The sequence below is a fragment of the Hymenobacter sp. YC55 genome (assembly GCF_029433095.1).
In the GTDB taxonomy this organism is placed as follows: Bacteria; Bacteroidota; Bacteroidia; order Cytophagales; family Hymenobacteraceae; genus Hymenobacter.
Genome location: NZ_JARNTX010000001.1, coordinates 226,545 through 251,209, shown reverse-complemented (window position 1 = coordinate 251,209; position 24,665 = coordinate 226,545). Strand labels below are relative to the sequence as shown.

At 54.5% G+C, this 24,665-nt stretch carries 28 protein-coding genes; 18 read left to right on the top strand and 10 right to left on the bottom strand.

What is annotated here, in order from left to right:
• Positions 1-165: 165 nt before the first annotated feature.
• From rny to radC, 6 genes are all read right to left on the bottom strand, one after another.
• Positions 166-1,863, bottom strand: coding sequence for a ribonuclease Y (gene rny / locus P1X16_RS01175; RefSeq protein ID WP_277225644.1), 1,698 nt, complete (start codon positions 1,861-1,863; stop codon positions 166-168).
• Positions 1,864-1,996: 133 nt separating this feature from the next.
• Positions 1,997-2,287, bottom strand: coding sequence for a cell division protein ZapA (locus P1X16_RS01170; RefSeq protein WP_245121825.1), 291 nt, complete (start codon positions 2,285-2,287; stop codon positions 1,997-1,999).
• Between the two features lie 36 nt (positions 2,288-2,323).
• Complete coding sequence (locus tag P1X16_RS01165) at positions 2,324-2,620, bottom strand: hypothetical protein (protein ID WP_243800066.1); 297 nt, start codon at positions 2,618-2,620, stop codon at positions 2,324-2,326.
• Between the two features lie 429 nt (positions 2,621-3,049).
• Positions 3,050-5,485: a phenylalanine--tRNA ligase subunit beta gene (pheT, locus tag P1X16_RS01160; RefSeq protein ID WP_277225638.1), complete on the bottom strand. Its 2,436-nt coding sequence runs from the start codon at positions 5,483-5,485 to the stop codon at positions 3,050-3,052.
• A gap of 285 nt (positions 5,486-5,770) precedes the next feature.
• Positions 5,771-6,418, bottom strand: coding sequence for a DUF1684 domain-containing protein (locus tag P1X16_RS01155; protein ID WP_277225635.1), 648 nt, complete (start codon positions 6,416-6,418; stop codon positions 5,771-5,773).
• A gap of 165 nt (positions 6,419-6,583) precedes the next feature.
• Complete coding sequence (gene radC, locus P1X16_RS01150) at positions 6,584-7,339, bottom strand: DNA repair protein RadC (RefSeq protein ID WP_277225632.1); 756 nt, start codon at positions 7,337-7,339, stop codon at positions 6,584-6,586.
• A gap of 156 nt (positions 7,340-7,495) precedes the next feature.
• Between radC and P1X16_RS01145 the strand changes: the two genes are divergently transcribed.
• The 5 genes from P1X16_RS01145 to P1X16_RS01125 all read left to right on the top strand — a co-directional run bounded on the left by P1X16_RS01145 (position 7,496) and on the right by P1X16_RS01125 (position 12,053).
• Positions 7,496-8,755 (top strand): metallophosphoesterase, encoded by a 1,260-nt coding sequence (locus tag P1X16_RS01145; RefSeq protein WP_277225630.1) that lies wholly within the window; start codon positions 7,496-7,498, stop codon positions 8,753-8,755.
• Positions 8,756-8,953: 198 nt separating this feature from the next.
• Complete coding sequence (locus tag P1X16_RS01140; RefSeq protein WP_277225627.1) at positions 8,954-9,583, top strand: hypothetical protein; 630 nt, start codon at positions 8,954-8,956, stop codon at positions 9,581-9,583.
• Positions 9,584-9,773: 190 nt separating this feature from the next.
• Complete coding sequence (locus tag P1X16_RS01135; RefSeq protein WP_277225624.1) at positions 9,774-10,376, top strand: carboxypeptidase-like regulatory domain-containing protein; 603 nt, start codon at positions 9,774-9,776, stop codon at positions 10,374-10,376.
• A 250-nt stretch (positions 10,377-10,626) separates the two neighbouring features.
• Positions 10,627-11,670 carry a UV DNA damage repair endonuclease UvsE gene (uvsE, locus tag P1X16_RS01130; RefSeq protein WP_277225621.1) on the top strand — a complete coding sequence of 348 codons (1,044 nt, stop codon included), beginning with the start codon at positions 10,627-10,629 and terminating at the stop codon, positions 11,668-11,670.
• Between the two features lie 47 nt (positions 11,671-11,717).
• Positions 11,718-12,053, top strand: a complete 336-nt coding sequence (locus P1X16_RS01125) for a hypothetical protein (protein ID WP_277225619.1) — start codon at positions 11,718-11,720, stop codon at positions 12,051-12,053.
• A gap of 194 nt (positions 12,054-12,247) precedes the next feature.
• On the opposite strand, the gene P1X16_RS01120 is transcribed toward P1X16_RS01125, so the two are convergent.
• The 3 genes from P1X16_RS01120 to P1X16_RS01110 all read right to left on the bottom strand — a co-directional run bounded on the left by P1X16_RS01120 (position 12,248) and on the right by P1X16_RS01110 (position 17,129).
• Positions 12,248-12,649, bottom strand: coding sequence for a hypothetical protein (locus P1X16_RS01120; RefSeq protein ID WP_277225616.1), 402 nt, complete (start codon positions 12,647-12,649; stop codon positions 12,248-12,250).
• A 252-nt stretch (positions 12,650-12,901) separates the two neighbouring features.
• A complete protein-coding gene (locus P1X16_RS01115; RefSeq protein ID WP_277225613.1) occupies positions 12,902-15,517 on the bottom strand; it encodes a T9SS-dependent M36 family metallopeptidase in 2,616 nt (871 codons plus the stop codon).
• A gap of 1,162 nt (positions 15,518-16,679) precedes the next feature.
• Positions 16,680-17,129, bottom strand: a complete 450-nt coding sequence (locus P1X16_RS01110) for a helix-turn-helix transcriptional regulator (protein WP_277225612.1) — start codon at positions 17,127-17,129, stop codon at positions 16,680-16,682.
• A 126-nt stretch (positions 17,130-17,255) separates the two neighbouring features.
• Here P1X16_RS01110 and P1X16_RS01105 point away from each other — a divergent pair, with 126 nt between their 5' ends.
• From P1X16_RS01105 to P1X16_RS01045, 13 genes are all read left to right on the top strand, one after another.
• Positions 17,256-17,522: a hypothetical protein gene (locus tag P1X16_RS01105; RefSeq protein ID WP_277225610.1), complete on the top strand. Its 267-nt coding sequence runs from the start codon at positions 17,256-17,258 to the stop codon at positions 17,520-17,522.
• Positions 17,523-17,635: 113 nt separating this feature from the next.
• Positions 17,636-17,875, top strand: a complete 240-nt coding sequence (locus tag P1X16_RS01100) for a hypothetical protein (RefSeq protein ID WP_277225607.1) — start codon at positions 17,636-17,638, stop codon at positions 17,873-17,875.
• A 40-nt stretch (positions 17,876-17,915) separates the two neighbouring features.
• Positions 17,916-18,254, top strand: a complete 339-nt coding sequence (locus tag P1X16_RS01095) for a hypothetical protein (protein WP_277225604.1) — start codon at positions 17,916-17,918, stop codon at positions 18,252-18,254.
• Positions 18,255-18,346: 92 nt separating this feature from the next.
• On the top strand, positions 18,347-18,763 hold the full coding sequence (locus P1X16_RS01090; protein ID WP_277225602.1) for a hypothetical protein: 417 nt from the start codon (positions 18,347-18,349) through the stop codon (positions 18,761-18,763).
• Positions 18,760-18,978 (top strand): hypothetical protein, encoded by a 219-nt coding sequence (locus tag P1X16_RS01085; RefSeq protein WP_277225600.1) that lies wholly within the window; start codon positions 18,760-18,762, stop codon positions 18,976-18,978. Before P1X16_RS01090 ends, P1X16_RS01085 begins: the two co-directional genes overlap by 4 nt.
• Positions 18,975-19,994 (top strand): hypothetical protein, encoded by a 1,020-nt coding sequence (locus P1X16_RS01080; protein WP_277225598.1) that lies wholly within the window; start codon positions 18,975-18,977, stop codon positions 19,992-19,994. Before P1X16_RS01085 ends, P1X16_RS01080 begins: the two co-directional genes overlap by 4 nt.
• The gene (locus P1X16_RS01075; protein ID WP_277225595.1) at positions 19,987-20,964 is read left to right on the top strand and encodes a hypothetical protein; all 978 of its coding nucleotides are present in this window, start codon (positions 19,987-19,989) and stop codon (positions 20,962-20,964) included. Before P1X16_RS01080 ends, P1X16_RS01075 begins: the two co-directional genes overlap by 8 nt.
• A 168-nt stretch (positions 20,965-21,132) precedes the next feature.
• Positions 21,133-21,597 carry a hypothetical protein gene (locus tag P1X16_RS01070; protein ID WP_277225592.1) on the top strand — a complete coding sequence of 155 codons (465 nt, stop codon included), beginning with the start codon at positions 21,133-21,135 and terminating at the stop codon, positions 21,595-21,597.
• Positions 21,598-21,908: 311 nt separating this feature from the next.
• Positions 21,909-22,376: a hypothetical protein gene (locus P1X16_RS01065; protein WP_277225590.1), complete on the top strand. Its 468-nt coding sequence runs from the start codon at positions 21,909-21,911 to the stop codon at positions 22,374-22,376.
• A 156-nt stretch (positions 22,377-22,532) separates the two neighbouring features.
• The gene (locus tag P1X16_RS01060) at positions 22,533-22,763 is read left to right on the top strand and encodes a hypothetical protein (RefSeq protein WP_277225587.1); all 231 of its coding nucleotides are present in this window, start codon (positions 22,533-22,535) and stop codon (positions 22,761-22,763) included.
• Entirely contained in the window at positions 22,760-23,089 is a 330-nt protein-coding gene (locus tag P1X16_RS01055; protein ID WP_277225586.1) for a hypothetical protein, read from the top strand. Before P1X16_RS01060 ends, P1X16_RS01055 begins: the two co-directional genes overlap by 4 nt.
• Before the next feature lie 81 nt (positions 23,090-23,170).
• Positions 23,171-23,350, top strand: coding sequence for a hypothetical protein (locus P1X16_RS01050; protein ID WP_277225585.1), 180 nt, complete (start codon positions 23,171-23,173; stop codon positions 23,348-23,350).
• A 127-nt stretch (positions 23,351-23,477) separates the two neighbouring features.
• Entirely contained in the window at positions 23,478-24,221 is a 744-nt protein-coding gene (locus P1X16_RS01045; RefSeq protein ID WP_277225583.1) for a hypothetical protein, read from the top strand.
• A gap of 31 nt (positions 24,222-24,252) precedes the next feature.
• On the opposite strand, the gene P1X16_RS01040 is transcribed toward P1X16_RS01045, so the two are convergent.
• A complete protein-coding gene (locus P1X16_RS01040) occupies positions 24,253-24,462 on the bottom strand; it encodes a DUF2158 domain-containing protein (protein WP_277225580.1) in 210 nt (69 codons plus the stop codon).
• Positions 24,463-24,665: the final 203 nt, after the last annotated feature.

The window sequence follows — 24,665 nt, the reverse complement described above, 5'->3', positions numbered from 1 at the left end:
TGAAGATCAACACATAATCCAAGCTTTCAAACAGTAAAGAAAGATTAAATAGCTAGACTAAGCGCAGTAGCAGGATACCTGATTAAGCAGTTTAGTTGCACGCCTGAAAGCACAAAAGCTGTTGTGGCCGGAACCACAACAGCTTTTGCATTGCTTGCTTTGTCTCTACTTGGCGTAGGCGACAGCGCGCATTTCGCGGATTACCGTGATTTTGATCTGACCGGGATACTGCATTTCCTTCTCGATTTTCTGCGAGATTTCATAGCTCAGCTCCTGCGCACGCTCGTCCGATACGTTGTCGGCGTTCACCATCACGCGCAGCTCGCGGCCGGCCTGAATGGCGTAGCATTGCAGTACACCGTCGAAGCTGACGGCAGTTTCTTCGAGTTGCTTGAGGCGCTTGATGTAGCTTTCCATCATCTCGCGGCGGGCACCCGGGCGCGAGCCAGAAATGGCGTCGCAGGCTTGCACGAGCGGCGAAATCATGGCCGTCATTTCCATTTCGTCGTGGTGGGCGCCGATGGCGTTTACCACGTCGGGGTGCTCTTTGTATTTCTTGGCTAGCTCCATGCCTAGGATGGCGTGGGGCAGTTCGGGCTCTTCGGTGCTTACCTTGCCGATGTCGTGTAGGAGGCCGGCGCGCTTGGCGTGCTTCACGTTCAGGCCCAACTCGGCGGCCATAGTGGCGCAGAGGTTGGCTACTTCGCGCGAGTGTTGGAGCAGGTTTTGGCCGTAGCTGGAGCGGAAACGCATCCGGCCCACCATCTTGATTAGCTCGGGGTGCAGGCCGTGAATCCCGAGGTCGATGATGGTTTTCTCCCCGATTTCCACGATTTCCTCGTCGATGTTCTTGCGGGTTTTGGCCACAATTTCCTCGATGCGGGCCGGGTGAATCCGGCCGTCCTTCACCAGCAAGTGCAAGCTCAAGCGAGCTACTTCGCGGCGCACCGGGTCGAAGCCCGAGATGATAATAGCTTCGGGCGTATCATCCACAATGATTTCCACACCCGTAGCCGCTTCCAGCGCCCGGATGTTGCGGCCTTCCCGGCCGATAATCTTACCCTTCACGTCGTCGGATTCGATGTTGAATACCGACACGCAGTTTTCAATAGCATGTTCTGCCGCAGTGCGCTGAATGGTTTCCAGCACCACTTTCTTGGCGTCTTTGGTGGCCGAAAGCTTGGCTTGGGCTACTACATCTTTGATGTAAGAAGAAGCCTGAATCTGCGCTTCATTCTTCAACGACTCTACTAGCTGTTCCCGTGCTTCGGCAGCCGTCAAGCCTGAAATGGTTTCCAGTTGGCTTTGCACTTGATGCAGTTGCTCATTCAAGTGGTGGCGGGTCTGCTCTAGCTCGGTTTCCACTTCTTCCTCGCGCTGCTGAAGCTTGGCTAGTTGCGCTTCCAGTGTGGCGCGGCGCTTTTCGTCTTGGGCCTCCAGCTTCTCGCGCTGTGCTTGGCTCTGCGCTTCTATCCGCTCCCGGGTGGCATCCAACTCGGTTTCCTTGCGCTGAATCTGCTCAAGCTGCCGCTGCGTGGTGTCGGTTAGCTTCTTGATGGCTTGCTCTTGCTCCACTACAGTGGCGCGGCGCTCGGTTAGCTCCTGCTCTAGCGCCTGCTTTTGGCGGCGGCTCTCTTGCTCAAACTCTTGCTTAAGGGTGCGAAACTTGTCTTTCGACTGCTGAATTCGCTCGTCGCGGGTACGGTTGGCTTGCTGCTCGGCTTCGGCCAGCAGTTGTTGAGCGCGGGCTTTGGCCTCGGCTTCGTGGTCCTTGTTGGCCTTGCCGGCCAGCAAGCGCCCCACCACGATGCCGACCACAAGGGCCAGCACAGCGGCTAAGACAATATAGATAGTGGTGGACATGAGCTATGGTTTTGGAAGGATGATTGAAAACCATAACCAGCAGTAGGGCCGTATGCCAAACAACCCCGCCGCGCTTGTCGCACTGTCGGGGTTCAAACTAAAATTACGCTGATGCGTCGTCTGTTTCTCTTTTTCAGACGAGCACCACTCCTGATAACAACTCATCGAGACGCGCTAGGCGCTCGGTCAGTACTGTATCAGTACCATCTTTTTCCTTGCTAACTTTCAAACGGTCAGCCATCGTGGACAGCGCAATCATGGCCAGCAGGTCTTGCTTGTCCTGAATGCCGTATTGCTCGCGAAATTCCTTGATCCGCTCACCTAATAGGCGACCAGCCATACGCAACCGTTCCTCGTCCTGAGGTTCGACGCGCATTGGGTAGTCCCGATCGGCTATGCGGATTTTGATGGATAGTTCGCTCATGGGAGCAGTCGTGGGTGGGGTGGATGGTGGTTGCGGTTACTCCCTCAAATAGGCAAGGCACTTATCTATTTCGCGGATGTATTCGTTGAGGCGCAGTTTTAGCTCGTTGACATTGGCCGGTTCTCCGGCTATGGTATTGACAAGTTTAACTATATTCTCCTGATTCTGGAAATCCTTAAGCTGCCGCTCCCGGTCGCGCACGTCGGCCCGAAGCTGCTCGACAGTAGTTTGCGCATCAGCCAATTCCTCGCGCAACCGCTGATAGGCAGACACTAAGGTGTTCACCTGCCGCTCCAGGCGGTCGAGTTGAGCAAGCTGCTGAGAGGAGGCCATGCGAATAGAAGTTTTTGCTAGAACGCATTTGTATGCGTTCGTCGTTCGGGCAAGTTGGCAGTTTTTCGTTGTTACCCAAAATGTGGGAAAGCTATCCACATGCTTGTTCAACCAAGCTAGGCTTCATACTTATCACAACTTGACAGTTATGATGAGTATACCCAAGTACAACTCCTTTCACCAAGGAGTTGATAAGCGGAAAGCAATCCGGCGACATAGGCTCGTCAGTTGATTCCTTGAAATCTGGAATTCGTATGAGTCCCCTTACTGTTGGATAATCTATGTCCACAAACACTCCGAAGTGCGCATGGATTAAAACTCTCCCTTTTATACATTGACCCACGGGAAAGCGCAGATGCACTTCGGCCCAATCCACCATAGGAAAGTTGTCCTCTGATTTTTCCATTAGGTCTAGGAATACAAGCTGTACTACCGCCGGATAACGGCGCCGGCCTGCTGTTCGAACTGCTGAATTAGGCGCTGCATCACCGAGTCGATGGCCTGGTCGGTGAGGGTCTGGGTGGTATCTTGGAGCAGGAAGCTCACTGAATACGACTTCTTGCCCGCGCCGAGGTTCTCGCCTTCGTACACGTCGAACACGTTCACCGATTGCAGCAGCTTCTTCTCGGTGCGGCGGGCAATCTGCTGGAGCTGGTCGAAGGTGATGGTTTTGTCGACCACCAACGACAGGTCGCGGCGGACCTCCGGGAACTTCGGTAGCTCACGGGCCACGAGGGTGTTCTTGTACTTCTTAACCAGCCAATCCCAATCCAGCTCGGCGTACCACACCGGCTGCGTTACGTCCACTTGCTTGAGCACCGCGCCCGACACGGCACCGAGCTGTGCTACGGGTTGGTTTTGAGCAAGCAACGTCAGGCCTCCAGCCAAATACGGGTGCTGCACCGGCTGCGAGGTAGGCGAACCGAAGCCAAGCGCCGCCAACACCTGCTGTACGGCACCTGCCAATTGGTGATACGTCGCCTTCTCCGACTTTTGCTGCCAGGTTTCGGCGGTAGCGTTGCCGGTCAGGTAAATCACGAGTTGGTTCTTTTCCTGATACTGGCCGTCGGCTACGCGGTGGTAAGTTTTGCCGAACTCGTAAAGCTTCAGGTCGCGCTGGCGACGGTTGATGTTGTAGCGCACCACTTCCAGGCCGCTGTGCAGCATGGTGGGGCGCATCACGTCGAGGTCGGCGCTGTTGAAGTTGAGCAGCGGCACCAACCCCTCGTTCTTCTCGCCTGGCTTCTGGAAGTAGGCGGAGTTGGTGATGGAGTTGGTGATAATTTCCGAAAAGCCTATGCCACTCAGCAAGCGCGAAATGTTCTGGCGCAAGATTTCTGGGTCGGGCTTCACGAAACTAGCCAGGAACGACGCCGAGTTGTGCGGCCGCAAGGCCACGTGGTCGAAACCATAGATGCGCAGGATTTCCTCGATAACATCAGCCTCACGGGTCACGTCTACCTTGTGCGGCGGCACCGACAGAATCCATTCGGCGTGGCCGTTGGCATCCTGGTTTTCTTCGGCAATCAGAATATCAAGGTCGGTCAGGATCTGACGAATACGCTCGGGCGCGATGAACTGGCCGACCAACTTCTCGACGCGGGGCAAACGCAAACGCACTGGCGTGTGGCCGATATGATTTGGGTACTCGTCCACGATGGGCGCGGCTACGGTAGCGCCAGCCACTTCTTGCAGCAGCAGAGCCGCCCGCTTCAGGGCCGGCAGCACCATGTTGGGGTCGGTGCCCCGCTCGAAGCGGAACGAAGCGTCAGTTTTCAGCTGATGCGTTTGGCTGGTTTTGCGCACGGCAGCAGGCTGGAAGTAGGCGCTTTCCAAGAACACCCGGGTGGTGTCATTGGACACGCCCGACGTCTTGCCCCCGAATACACCGGCCAGCGCCATCGGGGCGCCGTTGGCATCGGCAATAACCAAGTCTTCGCCTTTCAATGGGCGTTCGGCGCTGTCGAGGGTAACGAACTTCTCCCCCGCGATGGCGCGCTTTACCCGGATTTGGTTGCCTGTAATCTGGTTGGCGTCGAAGGCGTGCAGGGGCTGGCCCAACTCGTGCAGCACGAAGTTGGTGACGTCTACCACGTTGTTGATGGGCGAGAGGCCAATGCTGCGCAAGCGCCGCTGCAACCACTCCGGCGAAGGTCCTACCTGCACGTTCTCCATCAGCACCCCCGCATAGCGTGGGCAGGCCTCGGTGTCCTCAATCGTAACGGCTATGTTCTGAGTAGCTTCGGTGGGCGCGTGAAACTTGCTCACATCCGGCAGGTGGCAGGGCTGACGCAGCAAGGCGCGTAGTTCGCGGGCCACGCCGTAGTGGGAGGCCGCGTCGGCGCGGTTAGGCGTCAAGCCAATTTCGAATACTGAATCAGAGCCAAGGCCGAAGTAGTCGGCGGCGGGGGTGCCGTTGGGCAGGTCAGTATCAAGCACCATGATGCCAGCGTGGGATGTACCGAGGCCGATTTCGTCTTCGGCGCAGATCATGCCTTCGGAAGCGGCGCCCCTGATTTTCGACTTCTTGATCTTGAATGGCTCGCCTTGGCTTGGGTGCAGCACGGCGCCATCCAGGGCCACTACCACGCGCTGGCCGGCCGCTACGTTGGGCGCGCCGCACACAATTTGGCGGGGCGTACCGTCGCCTACATCTACTGTGGTCAGGCTTAGCTTGTCGGCATCAGGGTGCTTCTCGCGGGTAAGCACAGTGCCGAGCACCACGCCGCGTAGGCCACCCGGCACGCTTTCCAGCTCTTCAATGCCTTCCACTTCCAGCCCGGAACCTGTCAGCAGCTTGCCGATTTCCACGGCGGGTTTGTCGGTGGGAATGAGCGTGCGGAGCCAGTCGAGGGATATTTTCATTTTACTTGTTGAAGGCTGGTTGTTGATTGTTGGCTTTGGAGGCCAGTAGTCGAATAAACTGATAACTGGCAACTGGCAACAGCGGCGGCAAAGGTACGGATTCAGACGAGCGGCTTCAATGCCCCAAAGACTGCTGCGTTTACGTCTGTTAATTAATGGCTAGTCCATATCTAAATAGAACGTTGTCACTCCAACGCAGAAGTAATCTGGATAAGGTCGTTGAGGGCTTAACATCAGCTTCCTCTCTCCGCTTGATGCGCGGAATGTCGGAATGACATTGAACCCTTAATGAGTTGCCTCCTCGCCATGCGCGGCGTGGTCGTGGAAGGCTTGTTCGCCGGCCTTGATTTCCACGGCCAAGCGGTTGTCTTGGGGCGGCACGGGGCAGGCAAAACCGTCGTTGTAGGCGCAGAAGGGGTTGTAGGCTTCGTTGAAATCGAGCGTAATTTCGGTATCGCCGGCGGCTGGCTTGGCGGCATCGAGGTAGCGGCCGCCGCCGTAGGTAGCGAAGCCGTTGGTTTTGTCGGTGAAGGGGATGAAGAGCGTGGAATCTTTGCCGTCGGCCTTCAGAAACAGGGTTAGTTTCTGCGGCTGATTATCGAGCGCAAAGGAAGCACGGCCCCACCGCAGGTATTTATCGGATTTGCCTCCAGTCAAGGGGATTTCAACCGTATCTCGCTGACTGAAAGGCTCTAGCTGAGCCTCGACGCGATACGCTATGTTGGGCGTGTAGTAGCGCAGGCTGTCGAAAACGTTGCGCTGCTCCTGACTCAGCGGTGAGCCTTGCACCCGCCGGAAGCTGTCGGATTTCTCTTGGCGGGCCTTGCGGAGCCGGGCCGCGTATTGGTCGTCGTTGAAAACAAGGTCTTTCAGAAAATAACTGAAGACTATCAGTAGGCCGAGTCCAATAAGCAATTTAGGGTTGAGGCGCATGGGGTAATTGGTGATTGTTGGGAAGCTGCTTGTTAGTTGTTGAAGCTGTGAGGAAGTTGAAAGAACGTCATGCCTGACTTGGACAACTTCTTAAACAGCTTCATTGCAATCAGCGCACAAAGCAACTATCTAAACAATCAACAACCAGCAATCCTCCATCACCAATCATAACATTCCTTCGTCGGCGAAGCTAAAATAGCCGGCGTCCGTGTAAATCAGGTGGTCGAGGATGGGCAGGTCGAGGAACTGGCCGGCTTCCTTGAGCTTGCGGGTGAGGGCAATGTCGGCGGCGCTTGGGTTGCGGTTGCCGCTGGGGTGGTTGTGTACCAGTATCACCGACGAAGCCAACTGCTCCAGCGCCTCCTTGAAAATCAGCTTCGGGTCGGCAACGGTGCCCGCTACCCCGCCGCGGCTGATACTGACGGTGCGCATCACCACATTGGCCCGGTTGAGTAGCACTACCCAAAACTCCTCGTGCGGCAAATCCTGCAAATGGGGCTGCACCACCCGGTAGATGTCGCGCGAGTTGGTGATGGTGGTGCGGGCCGGGGCATCGGCTTCTTTGCGGCGCCGGCCTAGTTCTAGGGCTGCCACAATGGTAATGGCCTTGGCTTCCCCAATGCCTTTGTGGCGCATCAACTCCTTGATGGATAACCTTGCCAGCGCATTCAAATCGTTGTTGACGGCTTTGAGAATCAGCTTGGATACATCCACGGCCGATAGTTTGGCGGTGCCCGAGCCGAGCAGAATAGCCATCAGTTCGGCGTCCGATAAAGCGGCGCGGCCCTTTTGCATCAGCTTTTCGCGGGGCCGGTCTTCCTCGGCCCAACTCTTGATGCCGAAGGAAGCCGGGGTTTCGTAGCGCACGGGCGTGGCTTCTTCGGCGGGCTGATTTTCGGACAGATGGTCAGGGTTTTGCATGCGGCATCGGGATTGCAGGGCCCGGAAAATAAAGTAAAAACCCCATTCCGCCGTCTGCGTTGTTACGCTCGGCGGGTTTGTAGTTGGTGGACCTAGCAACAGTGTTTGCTTGGCCATCAACTTTTCCTTCTGGCCGACGGCTCTTCTTTCCCTACTATGTTTCGCTCCCTCACTGGCATTCTGTTTCTGCTTCTGTTTTTATTGGCTGAGTGGTACGGCTTCCAAGCTGTCCGCATGGCGCTTCACAGCGCGGCTCCGGTAGCCCGCAAAACAGCTGGCTATCTATACTGGCTGATTACTATTCTGGTCTGGGGCTTAGGCATGTGGTCGTTGGCCACCCGAGGCCAAGGCCATGCGCCCTACAAAGCTTACATGACCAGCGTGTTGCTGTCTTTGCTGCTGTTCAAGCTGGTTGTGCTGCTGTTCTTGTTTCCCGAAGACTTGGTGCGTGGCGTGCGCTGGGTGGTGAGCCGCGTTTCCGGCACTCCTACTGCTACCGGCACCGGACGCGCTATTCCGCGCAGCGAATTTCTTAGCAAACTGGCCTTAGTGGTAGCAGCCGTGCCGTTTCTCTCCTTGATCTGGGGCGTGGTAAAAGGCGGCACCGACTATCAAGTGAAGCGCGTAACGTTGCGTTTTCCCAATTTACCCGCTTCATTCGACGGGTTCAAATTGCTCCAGATTTCCGACCTGCACACCGGCAGCTTCGCCTCGACCGAGCCTCTGCAGCGGGCCGTGGCCCTCATCAACCAGCAAAATGCCGACCTCGTGGTGATGACCGGCGACTTGGTGAACAACATTGCCACCGAAGTGGAAGACCATATCCCGACGCTGGCCCAAATTCAAAGCAAACTGCCAAAGCTCTCCATCCTCGGCAACCACGACTACGCCGACTATGTGGACTGGACCGAGCAAGGCGGCATCGAGGCCAAACGCGCCAACTTGGAACGCCTTAAGCGCAACCACGCTCAAATAGGCTGGAAGCTGCTGCTCGACGAAACGCACCATTTGGAACGCAACGGCGAGAAAATTGCCATCCTGGGCATCCAGAACTGGGGGGCTGCCATGCGCTTCCCTAAGTACGGCAACCTAGCCAAAGCCCACGCTGCTGTAGAACCCGACGCGCCATTCAAAATTTTGCTTTCCCACGATCCTTCGCACTGGGATGCGCAGGTACGCCCCGAATTCCCGGATATTGATTTGATGCTAGCTGGCCACACCCACGGCATGCAGTTCGGCATCAACCTGCCGTTTCTGAAGTGGAGCCCGGTGCAGTACGTGTACAAGCAGTGGGCTGGCCTCTACCAGCAGGGCAAGCAGTATCTGTACGTCAATACCGGCCTCGGCTTCCTGGGCTACCCCGGTCGGGTGGGTTTCCTGCCCGAAATAACGGTATTCGAGCTGCGTCGGGCCTAATAGAAATATGGCGCCTTCTGCGCTGTCTTCTGTGTCCTCTCTAGGCTAAGAACATCACTAGTAAGAAAGCAGCCGTGGCAATTAGTTGTCGCGGCTGCTTTGTTTTTGGATGGTCGGGAAAGAGCCTAGGTAACCGCTGTGGAGCTCTGGGCGTATACGCGCAATTCATAATCTCTCCCTCTTACCAATTCCACACTTATGAAAAAGCTCCTGTTTATTCTGCCGGTTGCGGCAGTCTTTGGCCTTGCCTCGTGCGGCGACAACAAAACCGCCGAAACGACTACCACCACCGAAACCCCTACGACCAGCACTGCCGCTACCGGCGACATGGATGCCCAGTATCGGACCCGCGCTCAGCGCATTGCCGATAAAATGGCGGCCGACATGAAGATTTCGGATACGGCTATGGTGTCGCGCATTCGCAACACGTACTACACCCGAGCGCAACGCCTCGGCGACCTGCGCACCAAATACGCTTCCGACACCGTAGGCATGGCTGCCGACATGCGCAATGCCTATTCGGAAACCGACAACGAGTTCAAAGGCTACTTGCCTGCTGAGTCATACACAGTGTACGAAACCAGCCGCCCCACTTACTACGAGGAAGCGTACATGGACGACGCTAGCGCGCCAGCCGAAACCGATAACTCGGCCAGCGCCTCCACCGAAGCCGGTAGCACGAGCGGCGGCGAAGGCGGCAAGCTGAAAGTGAAAGCCGATGGCGACGTAAAAATCAAGGACGCCGAAGGCAACAAAGCCAAGATTGACGGCGACGACGGCACGGTGAAACTGAAGCCCGAAAACGGCAAGGACGTCAAGATTAAGTAACTTTGTCTTGCCCCAAAGTGCCCCAGAGCCCGCACCTGCAACGGTGTGGGCTTTTTTTGTCTCTGTTATGAGATAACTTGCCCGTTGCTTGCGTTTGTATAGGCCAATGAACTTACCGAAATCTATTTCAAGCGGAATTGCTGCAAGCAAGCCGAGCAGGTGGCTGTTTGCATGGCTGCTGTTCTTGCTCTTGCCGCTAGGAGCCGCAGCGCAGGTCCGCGTAACGGGCTCGGTATCGGAGGCGGGTACCAAGCAACCTGTGCCGGGAGCGGCCGTGCTGGTGCAGCGCAGCGGCCGGGGCGTGGTAGCCAACGCCGAAGGCGACTTCCGAATTGAAGTGCAAAACACCGACACGTTGGTGTTCCGGGCGGTGGGCTTCAAGACGCGCCGCTTTCCTATGGGCGGCACCGGCCTTTCGCAACTTGTTATTCAGGTCTCGTTGATGCGCGACAGTGTGATGTTGGGGGAAGTGCGCGTAACGGAAGGCCGCCCCGACCGAGCGGCCATCAACAAAGCTCTGCGCAACATGAGGCGCCCAAGTACGGCGCCGACCAGCGCCGTGAAGCGCCCACCCGCTCCCAAACCCTTGTTCAAGGTGGACTCCACGGCACCAGCAGCCCCCACTCCTAGCCTAGCCAGCCCCGTCAGCCTGATTTATGATCAGTTTTCGCGGGCTGGCAAGGAGCGCCGCAAGATGGAAGAAATTCAGGCCGCCGAAGCCGCCGAAAAAGCCCGCAAAGCCCGGCAGAAATACAACAAGAACTTCAAGGACAACCGAGGTTACGAGCCATAACCGTGCGTTCCAAAACCAGGGTAGCAGGCCCTGACGAACCTCGTTATTCGTGTTGAAACCACCACAGCAGCAAGCCCTTGACGCCCGTATTGGCCACAAGGGCTTGCTGCTTTTCATGGCTTTGAGTTGTTATGAAAAAGGCTACCACGAGTTCTAGCCTTGCCATGGCAGCGCATCCATTCCAATCACTCATTGCTTTACTCATCCCTACTTTACCAACCCGTCGCCCCACTACCGCGTAAGCTCGAAGATGAAAATCGGGTATCCTTGCATGAATAATTCGCTGGACTGCACCTCGGCGTCCACGTTCCGGTTGGCTTCCTACTCCGACGAGCGAGTAGAGCAAACCGTGGCATCCAACCTGGCGTGCCTGAAACGCATTCTGGAGTATAATCTGGAGCACGGGCTAATGTTCTTTCGCATCGGTTCCGATATCGTACCGTTCGGCTCGCACCCCGTCAATACCTTTCCCTGGCAAACCCGCTTCGCGCCGGAATTCAAGGAAATCGGCGACTTCATCAAAACCCACAATATGCGCGTGTCGCTGCACCCCGACCAATTCGTGGTGCTCAATTCGCCTAATCCCGACATTGTGGGGCGCAGTGTTGCGGAGCTAGTGTATCAGGGCTCGATGCTGGATTTGATGCAACTGGACAGTACGGCCAAGCTTCAAATCCACCTCGGCGGCCTCTACGGCGACCGTGACAGTGCCATTGCGCGCTTTATCGACGTGTGGCGCACGTTGCCGCCAGCCGTGCAAATACGGGTGGTGGTCGAAAACGATGACCGCCTGTTCAGCTTGCGTGACTGCCTGGAACTGCACGCCGCCACCGGCATTCCCATCCTCTTCGACAACTTCCACCATGAGTGCCTCAACAACGGGGAGCCTATGGCAGAAGCCCTGCGCCTAGCCGCTGCCACCTGGCACCCCACCCGCGACGGCATCATGATGATGGACTATAGTTCACAGTCGCACGGCGAGCGGCGGGGCAAGCACGTAGCGGCCATCGAAGAAGACTTGTTCCGGGACTTCTTGCGCGAGTTAGGCGACTTGGACGTTGACATCATGCTTGAAATCAAAGACAAGGAAGCCAGTGCCCACCGCGCTTGCGGCGTAATGCGGGAATTGGCACTGCTCCCACCCGCACCAGAGGGCTACGAGCCGCCCGTGTTTACGCCCAAGCAGATTTTGGAGATTGATGCCACGGTCCCTAAGCCGCGGAAACCACGCGCCAAAAAAGAAAAAGCGCCCACTGCCGAAGCAGAGCAGCCCGGAGCTACGGATGGTAAGTAGCTTTTTCTAAATTCTACAGAACAACTTTCTCTTATACTTCCCTTACCATGAACCACGAACTCCTAGGCGCTACTATTCACGCGCTGCGAAATGGCCTGACTACCATCCCCATCAGCGGCGCCCTCGACAACACTGAAACTTGGCAGCAGCACCTACTTCAGAGTGGCGAGCCCGCATTGCAAGACGTTGGGCGAGAAGTAGGCAACCTTCAATCTTTGCTCAGCAGCGGCAACCTCAACCCTGAAGCCATCGGCAATTCTCTGAGCATGCTAGGCTCCCAAACCAACCAAGCTGCTATCAAAGCCTCCCCCGATTTCAAAGCCCAGCTCAACGAACTCGGCGACTTGCTTCTCCAACTCGGTGCCAAGTTGCAAGCAGCCTGATACTGTTTCGCTACCCCTGTAGTAACCAAAAACAGAGAAGCCTCTGACGCTAGCGTCAGAGGCTTCTCTGTTTTTGGTTATGGCCACTCTACTAAGCCGCAGCCCCTGCCCAAGCCGTAGAAAGCTCGAACAGGGGCTGGGCTGCGCGGCAAACTATCAACAGAGGATGGCTACCGAAGCTATAGGCAATACGGCTATGGACGGGGCGTAGTAGTTTCGGCGGTACGCCGATTAGGCATGGTTTCGCGCCGCTGGTTTACACCCGTATTAGCAGGCTGGGTAGTAGCGGGCTGCACAACGGTGCCAGTGCGCTGGTCCACGCGTTGTTCTAATGTTCCCGAGCGCTGGATGATCGGTGCTTGGTCAATAGTGCTGGTGCCTATCTGCGTTGGAGTACCCGTGCTCGTTTGAGTTGGGTTGGTGGTAATAGGAGTACGTTGGTCGATGGTGCCAGGGTTGGTGGGGCTGGCTGCTGGCACGGTGGTTTGGTTCATCACGCCTCCCCTTTGGGGTGAGGTTGGCGTAACCTGGGCTTGCACAGTGGCGGTAGCGCCTAAGATGAGGGCAGCAGCTAGTATTAGGTTTTTCGTTTTCATAGGAACGGCAATTGGGTCTACAAAACACATACAGCTCGAAAGCCATTGTTGAGGTTTGTACGTCCGTTGCCTGGCCAAAACCGAAAAGCCCGGAATTTTATAACTACAATATATTACTAGTCAGCTACTTGAAACCACATTCTATACCCCACGTCAACTAAGCCTCTAGCTAGAAGTATTCGGCAATAAAAACCCCGGTAAGCTACTGCCTACCGGGGTTCGAATGCTAGTACTAGCTACTGTGCTTCAGGCTTAGCGCTGAATCTGCACCTTCTTGGTGAAAGTACCAGCCGATGAACGCAGCTGCACTACGTACAGGCCAGGTGCCAAGGTGCTGGTATTGATGTGGAAGCCACGCTGCAATTCGGCAGATGGAGCAGCGGCCGATTGTACGGTCTTGCCGAGCATATCCACTACAGTTACCTGTACCGGCGTCTTGCTGCTAACAGGCAAGCGTACGGTCAGCTCGCTGCTGGCGGGGTTCGGATACACCTCCACCAGCTCGTCGCGCTGCTGTTGCGACTGCGTAGCCAGTACGCGGGTCGGAATCAGATAGCCGGCTACTTGGTCGGTGAGAACGTTGCTCGAACCTTGCACGGCGTCAATGCCCATGCCCCGGCGAGCGAATACCTGCCAGATCAGGTAGGTGTTGGCCTTGTTGTTATAGATGGAGTCGGCTTTCAGGATGGCGTCGCGGCCATCGAGGAAGCCGGGGCGGCACACTTGCAGCTTCAAGCCATCAAGCACCAGCTTCAGGGCAATGTTGTTGCCGCCAGTAGTCGCCTTCAGGTTGCGGTTGTAGCCGTACTTTTCAATCAGCTTCCAGTTCAAATCCCAAAGCGTAGCCGCCCACACCGAGCCGTTGGCGTGTACTGCCGTATAAACCCCTGTTCCAATCAGGGCATACGTTTGGTTGTTAACGGCGAAGTCGGTGGAGTAGCGCTGCGGACGAATACCCACACCATCGGGGTTGCGGGAAGTGGCATAATTGCCAATGCCGCGTGGCGTAGCCCCTTGGTCGCCGGGCTTGGTGGTCATCCAGAGGCCGAAGAAGTCACTCCAGCCTTCGCCCATTTGCTCGGCGTTGCCGAGGCAGCTTGAGTTGGCGGGGCCACCCGTCAGGCGGTTGGAAATACCGTGCCCATATTCGTGGGCGATGATGCCGTTGTCGAAGTCGCCGTCGCGGGGAAGACCAGCAACCAGCGAACCACTTGGGGTGTTGCCTGCCGCCAAGGAAGCCTTGAGTGCATTGCCGTCAGCCAGCGAAACCATAACCGATGGAATGCCCGTGTTGGTGGTATCGGCACCAGCACCCATGGTAATAGGATCGCCAGGAACGTTGTTTACCACTACTACACCTTTAGCACCAGCCAGCTTAGCATTGCGAACTTTAGCTGAAAAGTCGCAAGAACCACGATCCAGCACGGCTATTTTACCGCTGATAGCGTCGGCATTGAGGAAGGGAGTTGTGCATCCTAAGCTAGTAGCACTGGCATCATTTACCAGCACAAACTGCCCAGTGACAGGAGCATTGGGAACAAGTTGCTTACCAAAGGAGGCAGTTGTTGTCTTGTAGGTGCCAGCAATTCCAGACGGCGAAGTGATAACGAGGGAGGCAGGTGCCGTCCACAGATACATCTGCATGCGGGGCCGAGCACCATCAACCGGAGTCGAGAAGTTGGCATTGTCGATGCCGCCGCCGTCCTGCGCTTCGGCCCGCACATCGTCGTTACCGAGGCCCGTGTCGGTGTAGTTTTTCACCTGGAAGTTGCCGCTGACCTCATCGAAGCCATGGGTTGCCATGACGTCGTGCATCATGTTGTTCCAGTAGAACAAGTTGGTAATGGCGGCGTTCTGGTTGGCCAGCGGAACCTGCGTTTGGTCGAAGGGAAAATCGAATGCCAAGTCCGTGCCGCCTTCGGGGCTGTAGCCGGGTGTATTTACGTTTGCCCGGTCTTCGTAGGCGTGTACGTTGTTGCCGCGGGTGATGGTATACTCCGGTCCGGTCACACCATTGGTATCGTGCCACCCGAAAGGCGAATACGTCGGATCGGCTGGGTTTACTACCAGTTGGCGGTTACCGTAGAGTGGGCTTTCTATCGTGATGGGATAGACGTTGTAGCTATTGGGCGTAGCCGCCGCACCACTGGTTTTGGGCTCAGTTCCGACCACTGCCAGGGCCCGCTGAGTTAACTCCAGAAAATTGACCGGCTCGGAGACCGTATAGTCGGTCTTGTCTACTAGCTGGCCCGTACGCGCATCCACCCGCACGTTCCAGTAATGGTCGCCGCTTTTGGGAGCAATAGTTACGTCCCATACCAATACCAGCTCGCCGCTAGGCCGGGCCTGGTACATGAGCTTAACGGGGATGGGGTCCAGGGAAATACCACCTTCCGAGAAAGTTAATCCTTCGGCAGAAGCACCTGGTTTGGTTACTGCTAAGCTGCCGGGAGCGGGTAGATTTAAGGCGCTAGCAGCAGCAGCTACAGCTTGCACCGCCGAAAGCGAAGGCACAGTAGCCGCGCTACGAGCCGCCGACGCCACATTGGCCACAAACTTGGTGTGCATGCTCACCACCTTCTCGCTGCGGTCGAGGTGTAAGTCGGCTTCAGCGCCATACACCTCAATGCCCTGGTAGCGCTGCCGTAAGTACATGTGGGTAATGCCAGAGCCAGCATCGGTGTACGAGCTAGTCACGGCCGGATTAGCTACATCAGCTTCGCTCAGGCCAAGCTTAGCATACTGGCTGCTCACTTGGCGCATAGCGCTGCTGAGCGGAGTAGTTTGCGCCGCTGCAATACCTGGCATAGCTAGCAGAGCAGCTACAACGAAAGGACGACAGATAGTTGGCGTAAAGGATGTTTTCATAGAAAAATTTAGGATGGAAGAAATCAGGTCAAGTACTACCTAGAGTGTAGTTCCCAAACCTATCCACGAAATGTGACAATAAGAAATTTACTTTTTCACATAATTGTGGCATTTACCGCTAGCTCAGCACTTGGGTATGCTGCGTGCTGAAATCTTGGCAGCGCTCTACCAAAAAGCTCATATACCCTATGCTACAGCGAGTTACGGGGAATTCATGCAAAGTATGAATGACCTACTATTTACAAGACGCGTAACAAGCTGAAACAGCCATTATCCTGAGTTGCCACCACTAGATACCACTGTTGTAGTTGCTGTTCATTCCAGTGTTGTGCTTGCTTAGTAGCAGAGGTGTTACCTGCCTTGCAAACCCGAATTTTCCAGTTTTGCATCACAAGGCTAACAGCGAGAAGCCACATATACTATGCAGCATGTTATTCACTGAATATCAATACATTGCTTCAGATATTGCCACTGTATCAGCATCACCTTAAAGCTCGAAAACGCCGTTTATTGCAGCAGTAACCTACATTCCCAGTACACTTGTTTAAACAAGACTTAAAGCATAGTAGGCTAAGCTTAATTTTTATAATTATCCCACTACCTATACTGTAAGCGCTTATACCATTCGTCTGCTATATATGGCTGTTAGCCAATTCAAATCCGTCATTAGTCTAGGAATTTTCTGGATCAAGAAATCTATAATTATACTGCAGCACGTATATCAAGTACCACTCAAAAAACGCCGCTATGCCCGAAAAACGCCGACGCCGACGTTCGAAAAAACGAAAGGTAGCCACGAGCACAATCATTGGCTTTCTGCTTGTCACGCTGGTTTTCTCGTTTCTAACGTATGCCGTGTCCACTTACGGCTGGTAATCAAGCCCTGATTATCAAAAAATCCTTTTTAAGTACTAGCAATACATTTCCTGAGCCCTGCCCCATATGGCAGGGCTTTTTGTGCATTATGAAAGAAGTGAAGGGCCACCATTTCATACTGTTAGACTTACGACAGTAGCACGTCGTGTAAAAACAAAAACGCCGCTCCCAAACTGGAAGCGGCGTTTTCTGTGGAGCTGCAGGCTCATGAACCCTACTGCTATTAACATCTTCTTGTACAGCACCTTATGAATCGTGCATAAGGCGGAGTAACCGATAGAGTTACCTAAGACACCATTTTCAAAGGGGTGGCCGGGGTAAGCTCCGCTGCCAGTCGGTTACTCATGACGAAATTTAAATCATCGGTACCCGTGGCAGCGGAGAGGCCGGCGCTGGGTGACTTGGCCAATGTGAGGGCCATCTCACGCCACATATCCCGATCCTTGCGCATCTCGCGTAGTTCCTGGCTTTCCTGCAGCGGGCTCATTACCGGCTGCTTTACTACGTCCGGTTTGAGCTCAGTGAACATTTGGCCTTTTCCGGTGAGCAGCCAATGAAAATTGAGATTTGGGATTCTCTCGGCAAGCAGTGCAAGCGCATCCTGTGCCGGCTTGTTTTTACCGCTTTCGAAATTAGAGTAGCGGCTCTGCTCAATGCCGGTGAACCGGGCAAAATCGGTTTTAGTCTTGCCGGTTGCTTCCCGCAACTGAGCAAGCCTTTCATTAATCCCTTCCATTAATACGATTAATACACTCTATGATTAATTTCATGTTAGACAAAACTTCTCATATATTTGAGCCGTTATTGTCCACAACTAAGGGACAAACGTAGAGTAAATTTCATAAAATACAAAGCCTTTCATATGGAAGTATCTCAGAATAACCTTACTGCTATCCTTGAGCTACCCAAGGAGCAACGCCTAAGGCTCTTTAGAGAGCAGCTGGCTAAGGTTACGCCGCATATGCCAGATGATTACGGCGCCTTTACCCGGCGTGAATTTCCTCATCTAAAGACCAAGAAAGGCCGCACTCATATGTACAATGTGAAATTGTACGGATCGGAGGATTGGGAGCTCCTTTTCTTCTGGCAGCGTCTTTTTGTGCCGGCGCAGACATTGGCGGCAGCCTAGGGCGTGTGAGGGCATGATATTTTTTTGCCCTCGCTAATGAATGTTTTCATGTATCCTATTGTGAAATATGAAATGCTTCATAAATTTGGCTCATCAATAATATACCACTACCGATGAGCTACACCCTTACTCTTACTACTGATCAACGGCCCGCACTGCCTAGCATCATTGACTACTCGGAACTGATAGCCAAGTATTTACCGGAGGCTCTGGTACGACTGGCAGATATGGAACAATTGGAGCGCCGCTGTGAGGAAATCAACATCACAATGCCGCGCTTCAAAGAAGAAACGCCAATAGTGCTCAAAACGGAACGCGCCCGCCGCGCTGCTTTTCAAATGCAAGCTCACTAGTCCTTTCATACATTTTTTCACCCTTAACCCATTCTCGCCGATGGAAGCTAAAGGTATCATCATCATCAACTCCACTCTCAAAAATGGGGAGTGGACTGCAACGGCCACCATTGACGGCCAATTTGCCGGCAGCGCTACAGCCTCAGGCACCAGTGCCCGCGCTAAGAAGTACGCCGAAGCGGAGGCCCGCCGGGCCGGTGAATCATTCCGCCGGGAACTGCAGCAGAGCTCTACCTGGGTGGGCTCCGGCTCCTACCACGTAGCCTCCATTGCAGAGCTACCGGAAACCGTTCGGCGTAGCCACCGCCGGCCCCAACAACAATTCGATCAGGTTTCAGCCATCAGCCTCCTACCGGCACGGTTTGAAGCTGCTGCTTAAAAAAACAAAGCGGCCACCCCTCGCCGGGTGGCCGCTTTAAGTTTTGCTTGCCTACAAATAGCAGGCATTCATGAAAGCTTAGAACAAAACTAATGGATACTTTCGAAAAAACCAGCGATAGCAAGATAAAAAATAAGGTAGAAAGCTATGATATAGCGCATTCCGAAAAGTCCACGCCGGCGCCGATGCAAGTAAGCAGGCCGGCCACGGCCGCGGAGGCTGTAGCGGCCAAGAATGCCGCCGATGCCGCGGCCGGGGTGGTGTACCTCTCGGATCTGCAAAGAGAGCTAATCATGCTGCTGCTCAATAACAGCGTTGTCTCTCGTTCTGCAAAGCTTAGCTATCTACTCAATATCAACCGCGTAACCAGAGAGCGGGCTGAGATCAGTATCACCCGGCTGATCAAAACCATAACGGAACTCAAAGGGGATCTGCCGGCAGATCTGGCAGAGCGCCGGGCCGCTATTGCCGCGGAGGTTGCTCAACCTGTAGAAAGCGCTGCAGCATGAGCTACTTAGGCCCGTTCCCCAAAGTTGATACGGAGGCTGTGCTCACTGAGCTCCGGCGTGAGCTCGGCATGCGTGAGCGCTGCTATCCTGATTGGGTGCGCCAAGGCAAGTACCAGCTTACCCGCGAAACCGCCGCCCTACGCATTGCCGTGCTCCGGCATGCCATCACTCTGCTTAAGGCTACGATACCTCAGCAGCAAACCTTACCGCTATGACTTCCGCGCCCGCTCTGATGGTGCCTCACATCGGTGACGCGCACCCAGCCACCCGAATGAGCTATATCGATTACATGAATCAGTTTAACGTGTTGGATCAGGTTGAGGCCTTTGATCTATACGAAACCCGCCTTTACATCAAACTGCTAGCCTTTTTCAATGATCGGAAGTGGCAGCAGCCGCAGCAGTTTGCTGATACATTCCTGTGCATGGCCACCGGCATCAAGTCAGTGAACGGGCTCAAAAAAGCTCGCGCCGGCTTGATGGCCCGGGGTATAGTTGAGTTTGAAGGTGGCCACCACGGCGCCGGCAAAAAGGGAGAGTACCGGCTCCGGCAGGTGAATGAAAACGGCACCGAAAAACTGTCACCGAATCTATCACATAAACTATCATACAGTGACAGTTTATGTGATAGTTTTTCTACTGCTGAGGCTGAAAAACTGTCACCGAAACTATCACAAAAACTATCATCCGGTGACACCAACATTAAGAGTATAGATAAAAAGATTGACGTAACAGAGAGGGGCGCCTCGGCAACTGAAAAAAAAATAGTTGAGGCTGATTTTTCCCCTAACGGCGCTACCGCGTCGGCTCCGCACACCGGGGGGGGCGCGGCGCCAGCTGCAGCTGATGAGCCAGTGCAGTACCGCGGTGGTTTCGTTGATCCGCGGCTTTCCGATGATGATCCGCGCAAGTGGGAAGGTGGCCGGCCGAAAGATGCCGCCATGGTAGATGAATACCTGGCTAGCCATCATGATCCGGAGGTAAGCAAGCATGCCGGCAAAGGGCACCTGTTCTTTGATTACTATGATGGTTTCGGGTGGTGCGCTGGGGAGCACGGCAAGCCAATTCGTAATTGGCGGGCCGTTGCCCGGCAGTTTAGCTATATCGACTACAAAGCAAATCGGCAGGCCGCCGCAGCTTTGAAATCGGGCTCACAAGTGGAAAAGCGCACCGATTCAGTGAGTGAGGCCCGGGCATTGCTCAGAGCTCAAACCGGGGGAAATCATGGCTGAAATTCAACGACTCGGAAGCATGCTGCAGGTGGCCAGTGCCGCCGGCATGCAGGTGGCCACGGTGCACCGGCACCTGCCGGCGGTGCCATCTTTCACGCCGGACATGGTGCCGGCCGGCCTCATGCCATCGGTTGAGAGTGCGGCCCTGCTGATCTGCTCTCAGCAGCCGGCGGTGAGCCGGATGGCCACCACGGATCTGATTGAGGATCTATTTGAGCCGCTGAGCATGGTGCCTTTCCTGCTAGGGCATAGCAATACGCTGCTTTCTGGCAAGGATCTGCTAGTGCTCAGCACGGCAGTGGCGGAGATGGTACAGCGTGACTTTCCGGCCCTCAAACTGATGGAAATCAGCGCCGCACTCCGGCAGGGGTGCTCCGGCAAGTGGAAAGGTGAAAAAGACATTCTGCAGTGCAGCCTGCCGCAGATTGCCGGGTGGCTCCGCTCTTACCAGCTGAGCCAACGGGCGCCGGCGCTGAAAGTGCTGCAGGCCTGTGCTGAGCAGCGCCTGCAGCTGCCGCCGCCGGATCTGAGCGCCGGCTTTCCTCGGCAGGTGGCAGAGCTTGCCGCCTGGGCAAGTGGCAACGCCACGCCGGAGCACCCGATTGCCTTTTTCCCAGAGCCCTTGGATCAGGGCAATGTGCTCTACAATTGGCTGAAAAAGGTCGGAGCCTTCAACGGTTTCAAAACGCCGGCTCAGTATGTGGACATGCGCCGGAAAGAGGCCATACTCCGCGCCCAACGGCCGCCGCAATCAATGGATGATTACCGGCACGGCCGCTCCTTTTGGGATCTGCTACGCGCCGGCAAGTGGCCGGAGAACCACCCCTTTGCTGATTCAGTGGTGAATGCTTGCCGCAAACGACTGCTCAGAGATTGGATAAAATATCATCTGAGCATTGGTACCGACATAGAGCAGCACCTGCACCAGCTGAGGGACAACTACCGACACCGACAAAGCAGCGCCGCCTGATGAGCACGATCCTGAGTCAGATCCGCACTCGCCTCCGGCAAGTCGATGAAGCTGAATTACAGCGGCTGCAGCGGCTGTACGCCGGAGACGAGCAAACCCGAAAATTCATTGAGCAGCTGAGGCGCCAAAGAGAGCAGCAACAGCAGCGAAACCGTTAAAACTGAACAGATGAGCAGTGTTTTCTACTCGCAGGAAGATAAGGAGAGAGAGCAGCGCTACCGGGTGCAAGGTGATATAGACCGTGAGCACCAGCTGCAGCGGTCCCTGGCTTTACGCCGGCAGCATGAGCAGGCCAATGAGAGCCTGAGGCGCCGGCTGCCGTTCCGCTGGCAGGGTGGCATCCGGAAACCCCGCTATCAGGGTGAGCCAATGTGGGAGCAAAACCTGCCGGCGGTGCACATCATGCTGCTAGAACCATTTGAAGCCGGCGCTGGCCGCAACCTGATCAGCCGGCAGGCCGGGGAGTGGTTGTGCCGCTCAGCTATCGACTACGATACCGGGGAGCTCCGCTATGAGGGAGAAAAAGCACCTCAATACGCTGATGGCACCGGCGGCCCGGCCGCTCTCTATGATCAGCAAATCACCTGCAAAAACTGCCTGCAGCGGGCCATGCTGCTACATCACCATGGCTAAAGTCAGAACCGCCGCCCGTACCGATGGCAATCACCGGCTGATCAAAAGCACCGTGATGGCCATCGGTGCCAGTGTCCTAGACACGTTTCAGATTCCGAACTGCTTTGATATGCTAGTGGGCTACAGAGGCCGGGATTTCATTTTTGAGATCAAAGATCCGGCTCAGCCCAAATCCGGCCGCAAGCTCACCGCCGGAGAAACCGCCTTTAGAGACACATGGCGGGGCTCAGAGTATCACGTCATTGAAACACCTGAGCAGGCTATCAAAGTACTCACCACCCCTCCGAAAACTCCGAAAAACTTCCCCCTTTATGAAGTCACCACTACGCGCCCTCTCTCTGGTTCAGCCTTATGCAACACTGATTACCCTCGGCTACAAGTACAACGAAACCCGCTCATTCTCAACGAAACACCGGGGGCCGCTGCTGATTCATGCTAGCGCCGGCAGCCCGCGCTGGGCTCGGGAAGTGAGTGAGCAAGATCCGATTATCCGCGGCATTCTGGAAAAGCACGGCCTCACCTTCAAAACCTTGCCCCGAGGTGTGATCATCTGCAGCTGTGAGCTCCTAGAAGTGAGCCGGATCATCGTGGATAGCCCACTGCCGCAAGCAAACGAACTGCACCCGGCTCAGCTGAGCGACACTGAGAGAGCCTGTGGCAACTATGAGCCGGGCCGCTTTGCTTGGCACTTAGCTCATGTGCAGGTGCTGCCGGAGCCACTGCCGGCTAAAGGCTCATTAGGCCTTTGGAATCCGGCCAATCAGATACCCGGGCTATGAAGATGCTAAAGCGCCTGATTGCCTCGCTCAGAAACTGGTTAAAGCCGCGGCCTCGTAAATACCCGCCTTCATTGCTCAGCTATGATGAGCATGGGTGGGATGAGGTACCAGAGCAGCCGCGGCCGGATTTGCCTTACAATTTACCTCAGTTGCGAAATGGCCACCAAACGAAAAAGCCTGACTAAAAAAGAGGCCATGCAGTACGCCCGGATTTTCGGAGCCTCAGCCCTGCTCAACATTGAGCCATCCTGGTTTGAAGTGCTCACGCCCAAAGAGGCCGGCCTGATCAGTGATGCTTTCCGGCAGTTGGCAGAAGTCCTTAACCCGGGCAAAAAGTTGAACAGCGCCACCGAAATCATGCAGCACATTCTAAGCTTACGAGAGTGAGAACGAGAAAGCAAGCCACCGATTTGCTCCCGGTAATCGATAAGCCAGAATACAAAGCCGTGCTGCTGCAGCACGGCTTTATTCCGGACACGATGCGCCGGATTGCTCATGAGCGCTGGGAATGTGACAAAGGAGATTTCCGGCGCTATGAGTGCCACCTCTCGGCAGGTGCCGGTGATGTTCATATCCGGCTTTATCTGCTGCACCGCGGCCGGGTTCAGGATGATTGGAACCGTGACTCTCTAGCCAGCCTCACCCTCGAAAGCCCCGCGGAGTTTGAAACGCTACTCTATCAGGCTAGATGGATTAAAAAGCCCGCGGCCTGATCACCATACCACCCCACTCAAAAAACACTGACAACTATGCTACAAACATTCTGCCCTCTCTCTGCTCTGCTGCCTATGCTTATGAAGCAGCAGGAGCCTCAGCAGCGCCGTGATTATACGATGCTAGATTATCAGTATATGAAAGAGCATTATCATACCGATAGCTTAGCCAGCTGTGCCGCGGCCCTGGGTCGCACGGTTGGCAGCCTCAAATCCTTCCTGCAGGATCATCCGGAACTCAAGAAACGCCCGAGGGCATAAAAAAGGCCCCTCAGCGTGAGGGGCCTTTTTAAAAGTTTGGAAGGTTGAACAAGCAAAGCACTAGTTGGCCTTCGAATCTTAGTATTTCTCTGTTTGTTTGCTGTTATACAGCTTATTAATAGAACTTATGGCCGATAAACAAACAGAGCAGTCCTATGCAGAACACCAAGACACTAGTAAGCAAGTCGGGATAGCACTGGTTTCTAACAATTTTGACAATGCGCTGGACTATGCAGAGATAGGCTTAGATGCGTTTGTTAGCGACGAGGTTTTGAAGGAGATACCTATTGTTAAAACAGTAGTAGGCGTCGTTAAATCTGGATTGAAAGTGAAGGAAATATTCTTTGCTAAGAAAATCCTAACCTTTCTGAAAGAATTTCACTCAGGGAAATTGCCTAAGGATAAGCTAGGCAAGTTCCAGGAGGAATTCACCACTGACGAAAAATATCGTGCGAAAGTGATGGAACAAATTATGGTATTCAATGATACTTTCCTTCAAATTGAAAAGTCAAAAGTCTTCGCTAACCTTTTCGCTGCCCACTTGAATGAAGCCTACGGCTGGAATGATTTCGTCAATTTGAGCTTCTGCTTAAATCAGATGAATATGTTTGGCGTAGCATTATTTGATGACATGGCACAGTTTAGAGTTCCTTTCTACGGAGCATTAGATAACGATGCCAAGCACCTCCACCCCCTTCTTAGCAATTCCGGTACAATCACCATTTGGGGTAATCATCTTGATATCACAGCGTATGGGATGTACATGTACCATTATGGTATCAAAGGGAAAGTAAACGAAGATATTAGAGTGACTTATCCTACCATATTTAAATCGAAGGAGGAAATGGCGAAGGAACGCCCGCAGGCATAAAAAAAGGCCCCTCGAATTGAGGGGCCTTTTGTTAGCTAACAGTAAAGTCGCCAATACCGCCCTCAGCATCCGGATCTGCTTTCTTTAGAACAACGGTAGCAATGGCTTGATCTAGGTACAGTTTACCCTCCAAAAAGTAACACAGGTAAGCCCATTCACCATTATTAAATAATTCTCTAACAGTCATTTTGGGACCTCCTGATTTAAGAATCACAACATCTCCGGGTTCAAAAGTAGCCATAACATTGTCAGTGTTTAAGTGAGCCCGAAACTACTCACTTACCTGCACACTATCACCAGCACAAAGCGCCTCTGTTACTCCGGTAGCAGAGGCGCTTTGTGCTATAGGCCACTTCCCAGTTTAACTATCTTTCTATTGCTCAATATGATCTGTAAAAGCAGATTTGTACTACAATAGTGCAAAAATAACTCCGTCCAAATGAT

Coding starts and splice junctions, on each gene's coding strand:
- rny (WP_277225644.1), bottom strand. CDS start 1,863: ATGTCCACCACTATCTATATTGTCTTAGCCGCTGTGCTGGCCCTTGTG.
- P1X16_RS01170 (WP_245121825.1), bottom strand. CDS start 2,287: ATGAGCGAACTATCCATCAAAATCCGCATAGCCGATCGGGACTACCCA.
- P1X16_RS01165 (WP_243800066.1), bottom strand. CDS start 2,620: ATGGCCTCCTCTCAGCAGCTTGCTCAACTCGACCGCCTGGAGCGGCAG.
- pheT (WP_277225638.1), bottom strand. CDS start 5,485: ATGAAAATATCCCTCGACTGGCTCCGCACGCTCATTCCCACCGACAAA.
- P1X16_RS01155 (WP_277225635.1), bottom strand. CDS start 6,418: ATGCGCCTCAACCCTAAATTGCTTATTGGACTCGGCCTACTGATAGTC.
- radC (WP_277225632.1), bottom strand. CDS start 7,339: ATGCAAAACCCTGACCATCTGTCCGAAAATCAGCCCGCCGAAGAAGCC.
- P1X16_RS01145 (WP_277225630.1), top strand. CDS start 7,496: ATGTTTCGCTCCCTCACTGGCATTCTGTTTCTGCTTCTGTTTTTATTG.
- P1X16_RS01140 (WP_277225627.1), top strand. CDS start 8,954: ATGAAAAAGCTCCTGTTTATTCTGCCGGTTGCGGCAGTCTTTGGCCTT.
- uvsE (WP_277225621.1), top strand. CDS start 10,627: ATGAAAATCGGGTATCCTTGCATGAATAATTCGCTGGACTGCACCTCG.
- P1X16_RS01125 (WP_277225619.1), top strand. CDS start 11,718: ATGAACCACGAACTCCTAGGCGCTACTATTCACGCGCTGCGAAATGGC.
- P1X16_RS01120 (WP_277225616.1), bottom strand. CDS start 12,649: ATGAAAACGAAAAACCTAATACTAGCTGCTGCCCTCATCTTAGGCGCT.
- P1X16_RS01115 (WP_277225613.1), bottom strand. CDS start 15,517: ATGAAAACATCCTTTACGCCAACTATCTGTCGTCCTTTCGTTGTAGCT.
- P1X16_RS01110 (WP_277225612.1), bottom strand. CDS start 17,129: ATGGAAGGGATTAATGAAAGGCTTGCTCAGTTGCGGGAAGCAACCGGC.
- P1X16_RS01105 (WP_277225610.1), top strand. CDS start 17,256: ATGGAAGTATCTCAGAATAACCTTACTGCTATCCTTGAGCTACCCAAG.
- P1X16_RS01100 (WP_277225607.1), top strand. CDS start 17,636: ATGAGCTACACCCTTACTCTTACTACTGATCAACGGCCCGCACTGCCT.
- P1X16_RS01095 (WP_277225604.1), top strand. CDS start 17,916: ATGGAAGCTAAAGGTATCATCATCATCAACTCCACTCTCAAAAATGGG.
- P1X16_RS01090 (WP_277225602.1), top strand. CDS start 18,347: ATGGATACTTTCGAAAAAACCAGCGATAGCAAGATAAAAAATAAGGTA.
- P1X16_RS01085 (WP_277225600.1), top strand. CDS start 18,760: ATGAGCTACTTAGGCCCGTTCCCCAAAGTTGATACGGAGGCTGTGCTC.
- P1X16_RS01080 (WP_277225598.1), top strand. CDS start 18,975: ATGACTTCCGCGCCCGCTCTGATGGTGCCTCACATCGGTGACGCGCAC.
- P1X16_RS01075 (WP_277225595.1), top strand. CDS start 19,987: ATGGCTGAAATTCAACGACTCGGAAGCATGCTGCAGGTGGCCAGTGCC.
- P1X16_RS01070 (WP_277225592.1), top strand. CDS start 21,133: ATGAGCAGTGTTTTCTACTCGCAGGAAGATAAGGAGAGAGAGCAGCGC.
- P1X16_RS01065 (WP_277225590.1), top strand. CDS start 21,909: ATGAAGTCACCACTACGCGCCCTCTCTCTGGTTCAGCCTTATGCAACA.
- P1X16_RS01060 (WP_277225587.1), top strand. CDS start 22,533: ATGGCCACCAAACGAAAAAGCCTGACTAAAAAAGAGGCCATGCAGTAC.
- P1X16_RS01050 (WP_277225585.1), top strand. CDS start 23,171: ATGAAGCAGCAGGAGCCTCAGCAGCGCCGTGATTATACGATGCTAGAT.
- P1X16_RS01045 (WP_277225583.1), top strand. CDS start 23,478: ATGGCCGATAAACAAACAGAGCAGTCCTATGCAGAACACCAAGACACT.
- P1X16_RS01040 (WP_277225580.1), bottom strand. CDS start 24,462: ATGGCTACTTTTGAACCCGGAGATGTTGTGATTCTTAAATCAGGAGGT.